General features: G+C 55.3%; 9 protein-coding genes and 1 pseudogene. 2 read left to right on the top strand and 8 right to left on the bottom strand.

Going from position 1 to position 12,425, the window contains the following annotated elements; genetic code table 11:
- The first annotated feature begins 15 nt into the window (after positions 1 to 15).
- Positions 16 to 576: a phosphoribosyl-AMP cyclohydrolase gene (locus ABC502_RS04570; RefSeq protein ID WP_330086472.1), complete on the top strand. Its 561-nt coding sequence runs from the start codon at positions 16 to 18 to the stop codon at positions 574 to 576.
- Positions 577 to 716: 140 nt separating this feature from the next.
- Here the strand turns inward: ABC502_RS04570 and ABC502_RS04565 are convergent, their stop codons facing one another.
- The 8 genes and pseudogenes from ABC502_RS04565 to folE2 form a co-directional block, all read right to left on the bottom strand.
- Positions 717 to 1,391, bottom strand: coding sequence for a response regulator transcription factor (locus tag ABC502_RS04565; protein ID WP_345915010.1), 675 nt, complete (start codon positions 1,389 to 1,391; stop codon positions 717 to 719).
- Positions 1,372 to 2,979, bottom strand: coding sequence for a HAMP domain-containing sensor histidine kinase (locus ABC502_RS04560; RefSeq protein ID WP_345915009.1), 1,608 nt, complete (start codon positions 2,977 to 2,979; stop codon positions 1,372 to 1,374). Before ABC502_RS04560 ends, ABC502_RS04565 begins: the two co-directional genes overlap by 20 nt.
- A gap of 96 nt (positions 2,980 to 3,075) precedes the next feature.
- A complete protein-coding gene (locus tag ABC502_RS04555) occupies positions 3,076 to 5,259 on the bottom strand; it encodes a hypothetical protein (RefSeq protein WP_345915008.1) in 2,184 nt (727 codons plus the stop codon).
- Positions 5,260 to 5,354: 95 nt separating this feature from the next.
- A complete protein-coding gene (locus tag ABC502_RS04550; protein ID WP_345915007.1) occupies positions 5,355 to 5,972 on the bottom strand; it encodes a DUF1826 domain-containing protein in 618 nt (205 codons plus the stop codon).
- Positions 5,973 to 5,989: 17 nt separating this feature from the next.
- Positions 5,990 to 6,139: pseudogene (locus ABC502_RS04545) on the bottom strand (GTP-binding protein); the annotation flags it as partial.
- 143 nt (positions 6,140 to 6,282) lie between these two features.
- A complete protein-coding gene (locus ABC502_RS04540; protein ID WP_345915006.1) occupies positions 6,283 to 7,932 on the bottom strand; it encodes a M28 family peptidase in 1,650 nt (549 codons plus the stop codon).
- The gene (locus ABC502_RS04535; RefSeq protein ID WP_345915005.1) at positions 7,929 to 9,299 is read right to left on the bottom strand and encodes a dihydroorotase; all 1,371 of its coding nucleotides are present in this window, start codon (positions 9,297 to 9,299) and stop codon (positions 7,929 to 7,931) included. Before ABC502_RS04535 ends, ABC502_RS04540 begins: the two co-directional genes overlap by 4 nt.
- A 1-nt stretch (position 9,300) precedes the next feature.
- Entirely contained in the window at positions 9,301 to 10,209 is a 909-nt protein-coding gene (folE2, locus tag ABC502_RS04530; RefSeq protein WP_345915004.1) for a GTP cyclohydrolase FolE2, read from the bottom strand.
- A 142-nt stretch (positions 10,210 to 10,351) separates the two neighbouring features.
- On the opposite strand from folE2, the gene ABC502_RS04525 reads away from it, so the two are divergent.
- The gene (locus tag ABC502_RS04525; RefSeq protein WP_345915003.1) at positions 10,352 to 12,406 is read left to right on the top strand and encodes a TonB-dependent receptor; all 2,055 of its coding nucleotides are present in this window, start codon (positions 10,352 to 10,354) and stop codon (positions 12,404 to 12,406) included.
- The last annotated feature ends 19 nt before the right edge of the window (positions 12,407 to 12,425 follow it).

Below are 12,425 nucleotides of genomic sequence, written 5' to 3'. Positions count from 1 at the left end.
TGAAAAGGAAAACCTATGTCGATTCGAATTGTATCCATCATTTCTGGCACTGTGCTCAGCCTGGCTGCTTTGCAAGTGGCTGCAGCGCCGGTGGTCAATAACAACATCACCGAAGCCGAGGTCAAAGCTGCCCAACAGGCCTGGGGACAGGCACTAATTGCCATCAGCTCCGCCTACAGCGAAAGCGGCCGTGATAAGGCGGAGCAAAAAGCTCGCTCGGTGCTGGACGCGGCTTATGGCTATGGCCATGGCGCTGTATTGTTTAAGCCTACATTGGCCAGTGGCGAACAAACCTTTCGTACCAGTTATGAGGGGGCTTTGGCCTATTTTGTTGGCGGCAACAGCACATTTCCCGATGACAGTGGCTTTGCGCTGAAAGGATGGACCGGTTATCAGTTTAACAACGCGGCGGTGTACATCAATGGCGACCTGGCACTGACCATGGGCCATGTGATGCTGACCGATGCCAGTGGTGCCGTCACTACCGTGGACAAAACCTGGGGCTTCAAAAAAGACGAGCAAGGCGCACTTCGCATCGTACTGCATCACTCGTCATTGCCGTTTAGCGCTAATTAAGGGAACGAGTAGGGGAGCAATGGCAAGGATGCCATTGCCAGGTTAACGTGATTTAGTAAGTAAGCTGGTTATTGTTTCTGTAAGTGTTGTTCATCCCAACCCAGTTTGGCTGGCCATCTCTCCTCTGCGGCCAGCCTTTTTTATTCCGGCTGCAGGCAATACCCCAAACCGCGGCGGGTATGCAGCAGCTTGACTGCATGGGATTCATCAATTTTTTTGCGTAGCCGCGCCATATACACGTCCACTATGTTGGTGAGCGGGTCTTCATTCAGCCCCCAGACATTGGTCAGAATCCGTTCCCGGCTATAGACTTTGCCGCTGTTGCTCATCAGCAACTCCAGAATACCGAGTTCCTTGGCCGTTAACTGCAGTGTTTTACCGGCGCGTTGAGCTTGCATGCTGTCTAAATCCAGCACCAGATCGGCCACCTGTAACTGACGTTGATGCAGGCTACTGACATCCCGTTTCGCCAGGGCTTCAATCCGGGCTAATAGCTCTTCAAAGTGAAACGGCTTGCCCAGATAGTCATCGGCACCGGCCCGCAGACCCCGCACACGCTCATCAACTTCGGATAGAGCCGATAAAATCAGAATACGCGCCTGAATTTGCTGGCTGCGGATTTGCTGGCACAAGGTCAGGCCATCCAGTTGCGGCAGCATACGATCCAGCACAATCACATCCGGTTCGAACTGCCGCACCATCTCCAGTGCATGCAAGCCGTCCTGCAATAGCTGAGTCAGGTAGCCCTCGGCTTTTAAGCCTCGTGATAAAAAGCTGCCAACTTTCTCATCGTCTTCAATAATCAGTATTTTCATGCTGGGTTCCGCTAAAAAGTGGCAGCTTAAGGCATACTCGGGTGCCTCGGGGCTGATTGGGATGCAGTTCAATGGTGCCATCCTGCACTTCCATAATGGCTTTGGCAATGCAAAGACCTATCCCCAGACCATCGGGTCGGGCGCTTCGGGCCGCGATCCCGCGGAAGTGACGCTGAAACAAGCGATCCTGTTCTTCTGCGCTGATGCCAATGCCCTGATCGGCTAGCTCCAACTGCAGTTCATTGTCACTCAGTGCCAGGCTAAGCTGCAGCTCTGGGTTATTGGCGGCATACTGCTGGGCATTGTCGGTAATAATCCGCAGCACACTGGCAAATTTGTCTGCATCGAGCAGCAACCAGGCGTCGGCCGGTAACTCAGCTGGCGTGTTCAGCGTTAACTGGTAGCCGCTATTCAGCTGCTGTTGCACCGTAGCCGTGGCCAAAGCCTGAAAATCCAGCACGCTGATGCGCTGCAAGTGCACTTGCAGTAAGCGCTCTTCACCTCTTGCCAGCAGCAACAAATCCTCAATCCGCCGGCTTAATTGCTGGCTGGCGGCCAGAATGCGGCCAAAGGCTTCTTTGTATTCAGCGCTGTCTTTGTCCTTGCCGCGCAAGCTGATTTCGGCTTCGCCCTGAATGCTGGTGGCTGGGGTGCGCAGCTCATGGCTGATATCCGCCAGCAATTGCTTTTGCCGGTGCTCGGTTTCATGCAGTTGGGCCAGCGCTTGCTGCAATTCAGCGGTACGGGCCTGAACCCGTTGCTCAGTCGCTAGCTGGCTTTGTTTCTCCTGGCGGGCAAAATCTTCAATGTAGCCTGACATCAGGTTAAATTGCCGGGCCAGTTCGGCAAATTCGGTTGGCCCCTGTTCCTGAATGCGGTGGGCAAAGTTGCCTTGCTGCAACTGCTTGGTGCCATCCAGCAGCCGCTGCAATGGCTGGCTCAAGGCCCGGGATAAATGCCAGCCAATCACAATGGCAAACAGCAAACCAAGCAGGCTGATCAGCAGCATGGTGAGCTGCACCTGTTGCACGGCAGAGAGCGCATCCGCCTCGGTACTGCTGGCCCGCTGTTTTTGATCGGCAATGGCCTGCTGTAACAATTCAGACAGATCGGTGTCCTGAAACTTATCAAACAAGCTAATCAGGGTACGCCAGCGCTCCAGATCATCCTGATAGGCAGCGATTTCACGGGTTTTCAGTGCATGTTCCAGCGTGTGCAAATTGGATTGCAGCAAGGAAATGACTTTGACCTGCTGCATAATAAGCTGCAAGTCGGATTCATTGGTGCTGTAAAGTTGATCGCGAATGGCCAGTTGATCCAGGGTCTGCAACTGCTGTTGCATGCGGCCAAACAAAGTATCGCGAAAACCGGTATTGGCATCTTCGGTCAGCAGGTACTCGGCCAGCCAGACTTTGAGCCGTTGTTTATCGGCCCGCAGCGAAATAAACTCGGTCAGCATCTGGTTGGCAATGCGGTTGCGCTTGGTATGAAATTCCGAGTTTTGCTGCGCCCAAAAACCAATACCCGACAGCAGCAGGCTAATACCCACCAGAATACAGAGCGATACGATCAGTTTGCGTAAATACATCGATATAGCCCATTCACTGCACTATCAGGCAGTATATGGGCTTTATCGGTTTGGATCATGAATATCGGGTTAAATTCATGGATCGCTTTGCGTTCATCAGCAACAGGGTTGCAAGTGCTTACGCTTTTTCGCTTGAGTGCGCCGCAGAGCCCCAAGAGCAAAAAGACCGGCCAGCAGACCGCCAAAGCTTGCAGGCTCAGAGACAGTGGCCTGCTGGTTAAAACGAATACCAACCTGATAATACCCGTTTTGCCAGCCAGTGATAAATTGATACTGCGGTAACTGGCTAAGGCCCGTGAAGCTGACTCTCTGTTGGTCGAACCCCGTTACGCTTTGTGCGCTGAATAAACTCCAGACATCGTCCAGGCTGGGTAACCAGTTGGAGAGATCCAACGTCAGCCAGCTATCAGCACCAAAGGCCAAATCGCCATCAATTGCCAGCAGGCTAGTTGCAGCCAAATTGCTCAGACTCAAGCTAAGCTCTCCATCCAGTAGGGCATTGCCCTGCACATCTAGCTGCGCATTGGAGTCGATAGCGAGAATATCCCCAGCGTTGATTTGAAGATCGGCCGCCATCTGCCAAATGCCTTGCTGCACTTGCCAGGACTGGAATTGCTCAATATGACCAAAAGAGCCATGACCATCGCCGGTGAGAAGCAACTGATTCTGGCCAGTACCGCCCAGAATGCTGCCCTGAATCATGCTGCCGGCATGCAGCTCCAGGCGGTCATTCCCACCCCCCATATCAATAGCAACCCCTTGATTACGGCTGATGATGCTACCTTTGTTAATCAGGGTATCGTCCCAGTCGCCACGCAACTGCACCCCTTCATTCAGCGCATCAATGGTACCGGCATTGACCAGCAGGGTGGCACCAAAGGCCGCTCCGCCATCGCTGTCATCTATCAGGATCCCCCGATCGCTGCTGTAAATGGTCGCCCCACTGTGATTGATGATACGACCACCCCCCATGGCAATGCCATCTGCCCGATTAGGATCGCCATTCTTTACCCCAGCTGCGCCAATGCCTTCAATCCAGCCATAGTTTTCAATATCGCCGATAAAGTCGATATCAATGCCATCGCCATCCCCTTCGCTAAGCTGCGGATTGTAGCGGCCTGAGATCACACCGTAGTTCAGTACCCGGCCATTGCCATCCAGGTTCACGCCTGAGCCATTCCAGCCAATAATGGTACCGTCGGCCTGATTAACCACTTCAATAAAGCCATTGCCGGTGACGCCATGACGAGCCCCCTCGATACGTCCACCCGCCAGATTAAACACCTGGCCATCGTGCTGCTGAAAATCAACGCCATCGGCCGAGGTGCTCTCAGCGCCCTCCACCACACCGGCACCGCCGGCACGAATCAAACCAGCATTAAACACCTGGCCATGGCCGCCCGGGCGAACAGCATCGGCATCGGCACTTTGGATGATGGCACCGGCATGGTTGTGGATAATGGCATGGGCAGCCGTGCCAGTGACTGAGTTAAAATCAAGCGCTTGGCCGGAGTCATCACCAAGGCCAGTGGTTTCGATAAGGCCATCATTTACCAGCACTAAGTTGCCGCCGGTGAGATCGTAATTAACCCGAATGGCGTCGTTTTGCGCCTGAATCACGCCACTGGCGCTGTTGTGAATGTCGATAAACCGCTCACCACCATCACCATTAATATCAATACCACGGCGCCCCTGGCCCTGACTGCTGATGGTACCGGAGTTGTTGATGGCCACTGTGGTCAGATTGCCGGTTCGAATGGCATCGTGCTGCACCGAGTGCATCCTACCAAGGTTGTTCAGGATCAGCTCGCCTTGCTGCATGTCAGCAAAGTCCAGCACCTGGCCTTCATTGGATCGCATGGTACCGGCATTGTCGATGTGGGCGGAGCCAAGGATCCCGGAACTGAAGTTCAACCGGAAGGCATCGTTGTCACTGTCAATCAGCGCATGCTCACGATTATACAGCTTAATATGGTAATTGGCTGATGTTGTATTGCCTTGGGTGTCGATGGCTCTGGCCCCATTTGTAGCAAGCACCTGGCCACTATTATCAATGCTTACAGTACCTTCCTGGGCGGCTGACCATCTAATCGTCTGATTTCCTGGCTGCTGCAAGGTAGCACCGATACCAATAGTTCCTGTTTCATTCCCTGTTAACGTCTGGCGACCTGTCACCATCTCACCGTCTTTGATGGTAAAAGGGGTAGCGAGCACAGGCTGACTGAGAAAAGCTGAGCTAATGCAGATTGCGAGTAGAGACTTGATCATCGGAGACTTCATAGCACTTTCCTTGTTGGCAAGACAGATGAAAATGCATGTTAAATTCACGATATGACAAGGCTGTGACACGGCAGAGCTTTGCGTTAGCTTTCTTGTTACCACACAGGATCGAGGGTCAGCAGCAGACGTTTACCTGAACTGGCCGGTGAGCGGTGACTGATGGCATAACACTGGCTGTCTTCCCAGCCACTGCCTTTGAGCAGAGCAACATCGGCAGTTTGCAATTGCATGGTGGTTTCAGGCCGGGCAATGGGCCCGCCATGCCACTCGGTCGCAGGGCCGCTGTAGGTGCAGACCAGCCGGCACAGCAGGTGGTCGGTATGAAATTTGGGACACATAGGCTTTTCGAGCACCCGCAGGCGCAGCCCAAGCTGCGGACAGTCCATCAGGCAGCCAAAGATGTCCGCCAACTGCTGGATATCGGCAATAAAGTCGGCTTTGCCACTGCCTGTCGGCAGAACATCCGTCAAGGCATTGGCAATCTCATCGATGGGCAGCATACGTTGCAGCGGCAATTTCAGTTGCTCCAATAGCACTTTGCAGTACGAGTCTATGGCAGGTGCAAATACACGCTGCCAGACCGCCAAATTGACATCGGGCTCGAAAATCGCCAGCAGGCTGTCACGCTCTGAACCTAGTTGCTGTCTGGCAAAAGAGTTGGCTGGGTTGGTTTGTGTGACAGGCTCTGGCCGAATGCGGGCAATGGTACTCATGCCTGGGCGTCTACCTTGATATTGATCTTACTCCAATCATGAGCCATAACGGCAGTGCGCAGGCCATCGCGGTTGTGCAGGATCTGATTCAGCAAGGTGGTCTTGCCTGCACCCAAAAAACCGGACAGCACGGTGACGGGTAAAGGCGTAGAGGTTGTGGTGGCCATAAGGACCTCAAAAGTGTGATGGTATAACATCGCAATAGTAGCATGCTGGCTAGCTCTGTAAAGCCCAATCAGCCGGCGATACAAGCAAGCGCCTGACAACCTTGGGCTGTGTCAGGCGCATCATCAGCGATCTGTGAATGGTGTTATGGCAGCCGCCGCTGCTGGCCAAGCTGATAAAATTCACTCTGGGGTGACCAGTTGGGCCATTGGCCTGAGTTGGCCAGCTCTTCCAGCACGCCGTAATGCAATTGGGTATCTTGCAATAGAGCACCAAAGTCCCAATCGTCACTGAAGGTATCGTCCGGCGTATGGTAGCGGCTTTGCGTGGCTTGCAAAGCCGCTTCGCCAACGCCAGTGCCGCCTGACAGGCTGTCGGTGCCTGGCCCCATAAACAAGCCTGGGACACCGACCTGGGCAAAGGCAAACTGATCAGAGCGGTAGAAAAAGCCTTTTTCCACTTCCGGATTGCCGGCTACAACCCGGCCCTGACGCTCGGCCTGGCGGCGAACGACGTCATCCAGCTCTGATTGGCCTAAACCAATGATCCAGACATCGCGGGTTGCCGGCACCGGCAACAGCGCATCGATATTGATGTTGGCGACGATATTGGCCAACGGCACGGTGGGGTTGGCGGCATAATGCTTGGTGCCCAGTAAGCCAGACTCTTCCAGCGTCACCACCAGGAACAACACCGAACGTTCAAAACCGCCTTGTTGCTGCGCTTTAGCTGCAATTTCCAGCAGAGCCGCCACGCCACCGGCATTATCAATAGCGCCATTGTAAATGGCCAGTTCGCCACTTTCTGAGGTAATGGCTCCCAGATGGTCCCAGTGGGCGGTGACCACTATCCACTCATCAGCACGGCTGGTGCCGGGGATGCTGGCAAGCACATTGTCGGAACGACCGGTTTGAACGTCCAGCTCGATGCTGGCACTGAGTTGATGGCCGGTTAGTGGAACTGCCTGAAAGCCTGGTTGGTGGGCCGCAGTTTTTAAAGCCTGAAAATTCAGTCCGGCACTGGCAAACAGCTGTTCTGCACCCGTGCTGGACAGCCAGCCAATAACGGGGGTCTTCTCACTGCTGTTGTCGGCTAAATCAAACTGGGCCCGCTGCATCATGTTTTGCGCCACAGCAAAGCCATAACCGGCAGCTTCGGTGTCATGCACAATCAGGCAGGCCGCTGCTTGTTGCCGGGCACACTCTTCGAACTTGTAGGTCCAGCGGCCGTAGTAGGTCATTTCCGGGCCTTTAAATAAAGCTGGATCCTGGCTGGCAAAGCCAGGATCGTTCACCAGCACAATCACGGTTTTACCAGTGGCATCAAAAGCCGCGTAGTCATGCCACTGGTATTCCGGGGCTTCAACGCCATAACCCGCAAAGACAATATCGCTGGGTTCAAGTGTGACTTGCGTTTGACCGGTACGGGAGCTGATCACCAAATCGCTGCCTATCTCAGGTTGCCAGCCGCTTGGGCTACCGCTTAGCTGCACCTTTGGATTGCCGATATTGGTGACTTGCATGTAGGGCACGGCCTGGGTATAGCTACCGGCATGACCGGGTTGCAAACCCAGTTGCCGGAAGTGTTCGACCAGGTAATGCACCGTGCGGGTTTCGCCTTCGGTGCCCGGCTGGCGGCCCTGAAACTCATCGCTGGCCAGGGTGCGGATATGCTGAGCCAGTGCTTCGGACTGGAAATCAGGCAGGGCCTTGCTGGCAGCAGGTTCAGGTGCTTTACTGCAAGCGCTGAGAGTCAGGCCTAGCAGTGCCAACGTCAGTAGGGGGTGCTTGTTCATTGTGATTCCTTAGTGTGATGGCTATCGGCAAATACAAAAGGTTTACCTTGCGGCGGTCCCAGCACTTCATCGCTGTGCATCACCAAACGACCGGCAATGATGGTCGCGATGGGCCAGCCGGTGACTTGTTGGCCGTGATAGGGTGTCCAACCGGCTTTGCTGGCGATCCAGCGGTTGTCGATGGTGCGCTGGGCTTTTAAATCGACCAGGGTAAAATCGGCATCGTAGCCAACGGCGATGCGGCCTTTGCCCGTCAGGCCAAAAATTCGGGCCGGGTTGCTGCTGGTTAAATCGACCAGCCGCTGCAAACTGAGCTTACCGGCGGCGACATGGTTCAGCATCACCGGCAGCAGGGTTTGCACTCCGGTCATGCCACTGGGGGAGTCCGGGTAGGGGCGGGACTTTTCCTCCAGGGTATGAGGCGCATGATCGCTGCCCAGAATATCGACCGTGCCATCGGCGATGCCTTGCCACAGGCCTTGCTGGTGCTTGCTATCGCGAACCGGCGGGTTCATCTGGGCCAGACTGCCAAGGCGCTGGTAGCAATCCGGCGCCACCAGTGACAAATGATGCGGGGTGGTTTCTACCGTGACGCGATCTTTAAAGGCTGCCAGATAGGCCATTTCATCGGCAGTGGAAATATGCAGAATGTGCAGCGGCCGGTTGGCTTGTTCGGCCAGAGCGATGATCCGCTGAGTGGCCAGCAGGGCACTTTGGGCATCACGCCATAGCGGGTGGTTTTCAACCTCGCCGGCGGTCAGGGCTTTGCGCTCACGCAACCGGGCTTCATCTTCGGCATGAATGGCCACCCGGCGCCGGCCATCCTGCAAGATGTGCAGCAGCAGCTCGTCTTGCTCTGCCAGTAAGTCGCCAAAGGAGCTGCCCATAAAGACCTTGATGCCAGCACAACCCGGCAATTGCTCAAGCGCTGCCAGCTGGCCCAGATTGGCGGCACTGCCGCCAATGTAAAAAGCATAATTGCAGTAGCTCTGCTCTGCGGCGATGCTGAGCTTTTGCTGCAAGCAGTTAGCAGAGAGCGTCAGCGGATTGGTATTGGGCATTTCAAAGAAGCCGGTGATGCCACCCAGTACCGCGCCTTTGCTGCCATGATGGATGTCTTCTTTGTGGGTGAGCCCCGGCTCACGAAAGTGCACCTGGGTATCGATCGCGCCGGGCAACAGGTGCAGGCCTTGGGCATCCAGCTGGCGTTTGGCCTGCCAGCCGCTACCACCAATGGCGGCAATGCGCCCGGCAATCACAGCGACATCGGTTTGCTGCAGTCCCGCTGGGGTCATCACCTGTGCACCCTGGATCAGCACATCGGCGTCTTTGTGCTGGATGCGGGTTAACCAATCGGTCGCGTTCATATTATGGCTCCCTGGAAGCATGAATTCGGGCATAAGCATCGTGCGGATGCAGGCTTTCCAAATGCTGTACCTCAATGCAAACATCGGGGTACTGTGGAGCTAAGCTGGCAGCAAGGCGGCGCGCGGCATCTTCAACAAACATCAGATTGGCACCATTTAACCGGGCAAATTCCTGCTCATCGGCACGTTTGACTGCCGTTTGCACCGGGGTGGCTAAAGCCGTTTCGGCCTGTTCAATAACAGCACTGATCGGAAAGCCGCTGGCAGCCGCTGTCAGCGATAGCTCAATGCTGGCGACACTGCGCTGGCTGTGGGGCGTGGCATAGCTGCCGTGCTGCAGCAGCCAGTCGGCTACGTTGGCTTTGGGCAGGACTTCATCGCTAAAATCGGCCAGAAACTTTTGTTGCAGCAATTGCCGGCTTAAGGCAGCCGAGCAGGGGCAGGTCGATGAATACTGCACGGCCACGGTTAGCTTTAGCTGAAAGCCTTTAGGGCTCAGGCTGGCTTTCAACTTGATCGGATAACGGCGCCAACCGGCAAGATCTGGCGTCACCAGCGCCGGGCGCTTGCAGAGGCGATCAAAAGAGAGCTCCATTAGCACCTGATCGCTGTGGCAATCCTGATGACTGTGCAGCAATTGCTGCAGCAGTTGTTTCAGGTTCGCTGGGGTGCACAGCTGCTTATCGGCAAAGTCATTCAGTAAACGGTACAGGCGCGACATATGGATGCCGCGCGCATCGGTTCTTGGCAAATTAATGCCAATGCTGGCTTTTACCTGTTGCACCATGGCATCCCCGCCATCGGATACCTGCAGCAGCAAATCCAGCTGCTGCATACCTACTTCATCCAGCTTACTGCTGGCTTGCTGCAAGGCTTGCCGGGTGATGTCCGGCAACTCTGTTTGCATCATGATTGGTTCCTGCTCCAACGACAAAGTGTGATAGTATCACATTTTGTCGTTGGAGCATGCCTGCTGGCCGCAGTTTTGTTGCGATAGAGCGTTGCATGCTTTAGCATGCCCCGATTTTTAAAAGTTTGTAGTGGAGTTGCAGATGCTAAAACTGTCCCCGTTGGCCTGCGCTGTTGCGTTGGCGTTGCCTGCTGTGCTGAGTGCAGGTGAAGTGTCTTTGGATGATGACCGGGATGACGCCCGGCTGGAGCGCATTGAAGTGCGCGCCTCTGGCTTACGCCGTGATGTGGTAGAAATGGCAGGACCGGTCTCGGTGCTAAGCGGCGATGAGTTGCTACGCCGTACCGAAGCCAGCATCGGTGAAACCTTAAAGTTCGAACCTGGGGTGCACGGCAACTACTTTGGCCCTGTGGCATCCAGCCCGGTGATCCGTGGCCTGGATGGCCCGCGGGTGCAGGTGATCCACAATGGCATGAGCACCGGCGATGTCTCGCGCGAAGGGCCGGATCACACCATTACCGCCGATGCCATCACGGCCCAGCAAATTGAAGTGCTGCGTGGCCCGGCGACCTTGCTCTATGGCAGTGGCGCCATTGGTGGTGTCATTAATGTGGTGGATAACCGTATTCCCCGTAGCGCCCTGGCACAGCCGGAAACGGTGTTGCAAGGGCGTTTGAACAGCGCTGCTGCCGAGCGTTCGCTGGCCTTTGCCCATGACAGCGCAGCCGAGAGCCTGGCGTTTCATGCCGACGGTTATTACCGCAAGGGCAATGACTACCGGGTGCCGGAATATCAGAGCGATGAAGGCTTTCGCAGCAAGCGGCTGGACAATTCCTGGTCGGAGCATCAGGTGCTCAATCTGGGCTCCAGCCATGTCGCCGACTGGGGATTTGTCGGTATCAGCTATGGTTACATCAGCAGCGAATACGGCTTGCCGGAAGGGCCACAAGACCCGCTGGATGACGATGATGGCGAATTGATTAAACTGAACCAGCAGCGGCTGGCACTGGCGGCCGAGTACCGGCCACAGCATGCCAACTGGGAGCTGCTGACCGCCGATTTGGCCTTTACCGATTACGACCATGCCGAATACGACGATGGCGAAGCCGAAACCGAGTTTACCAGCAAGCAGTGGGAGCTGCGACTGACCGGCACCTATTTGCTGGACTCAGGCTGGCGCGGTATTGTCGGTTATCACGGTACTGTACGGGATTACGAAGCGCTGGGCGAAGAAGCCTTTACGCCCAATACCGATACCGACAGCCATGCACTTTTTGTGTTGCAGGAAAAAAGCTTTGGTGATCTCAAATTTGAGTTTGGCAGCCGTTTTGAACGTTTAACGCAAAACGCCAGCGAGGTCGAGGATGTGCTGGGCGTGCGCGATATTCGCGATCCTTTCAACCTCTTTAGCTGGTCGGTTGGTGCGGTCTATCAACTGGCCGATGGCCATCAGCTGACCGCTGCTTTTAGTCAGGCCCAGCGGGCACCGGCGGCCAACGAACTCTATGCCAATGGTATCCATGTCGGCACCCGCTCGTATGAAATTGGCACCGCCTATCGGGTGACGCACAGCGATGGCCAAACTGAAATCCTCAGCGATGCCAGTTTATCCAAAGCAGAAAAAGCCAACAACGTCGATTTCGGGGTGCGTGGTCAACTGGATAGCGTGCAGTATCAGTTCAACCTGTTTTACAACCAGATTGATGATTTCGCCTATTTAAGCAATCTGGGCTTTGAGATTGCCGGCTTTGATGCCTACCAATACCGGCAGGACGATGCCCGTTTGCATGGCGCCGAAGCCAGTATCCGCTGGCAACTGGCACCGGACCATCAACTAAGCCTGATGGGCGATCTGGTACGGGCCCGGCTCAAAGATGGCGGCGATCTGCCGCGGATCCCGCCGTTCCGACTGGGGGCGGAGTACCAATACACTGCTGATGCCTGGAGTGCTCAGCTCGGGGTAATGCATCATGGCCGACAAAGCAAGGTTGCTGCCAATGAAACGCCGACCGACAGCTACACCCTGGTCGAAGCCGCGCTGAACTACCATTTCAGCTGGCAGCAGTGGGAGCTGATGGCCTTTGCCAAAGCGCAAAACCTGACCAATCAGCTGGCTTTTGTCCACAGCTCTTTTATCAAAGAGGATGCGCCTTTGGCTGGTCGCAATCTGACGGTTGGCATGCAACTTCGTTTCTGATCTTCCGGCCAGAACGCTG

Origin of the sequence: Alkalimonas sp. NCh-2, assembly GCF_039631345.1 — a bacterium.
Classification (GTDB): Bacteria; Pseudomonadota; Gammaproteobacteria; order Enterobacterales; family Alteromonadaceae; genus Alkalimonas; species Alkalimonas mucilaginosa.
Note: the sequence above shows the minus strand (reverse complement) of the source record. Positions and strands in the feature narration are given on the sequence as shown.

Bases quoted from the DNA above. Each gene is read 5' to 3' on its own strand.
- ABC502_RS04560 (WP_345915009.1), bottom strand. From the start codon at position 2,979: ATGTATTTACGCAAACTGATCGTATCGCTCTGTATTCTGGTGGGTATT.
- ABC502_RS04565 (WP_345915010.1), bottom strand. From the start codon at position 1,391: ATGAAAATACTGATTATTGAAGACGATGAGAAAGTTGGCAGCTTTTTA.
- ABC502_RS04540 (WP_345915006.1), bottom strand. From the start codon at position 7,932: ATGAACAAGCACCCCCTACTGACGTTGGCACTGCTAGGCCTGACTCTC.
- ABC502_RS04535 (WP_345915005.1), bottom strand. From the start codon at position 9,299: ATGAACGCGACCGATTGGTTAACCCGCATCCAGCACAAAGACGCCGAT.
- ABC502_RS04550 (WP_345915007.1), bottom strand. From the start codon at position 5,972: ATGAGTACCATTGCCCGCATTCGGCCAGAGCCTGTCACACAAACCAAC.
- folE2 (WP_345915004.1), bottom strand. From the start codon at position 10,209: ATGATGCAAACAGAGTTGCCGGACATCACCCGGCAAGCCTTGCAGCAA.
- ABC502_RS04525 (WP_345915003.1), top strand. From the start codon at position 10,352: ATGCTAAAACTGTCCCCGTTGGCCTGCGCTGTTGCGTTGGCGTTGCCT.
- ABC502_RS04570 (WP_330086472.1), top strand. From the start codon at position 16: ATGTCGATTCGAATTGTATCCATCATTTCTGGCACTGTGCTCAGCCTG.
- ABC502_RS04555 (WP_345915008.1), bottom strand. From the start codon at position 5,259: ATGAAGTCTCCGATGATCAAGTCTCTACTCGCAATCTGCATTAGCTCA.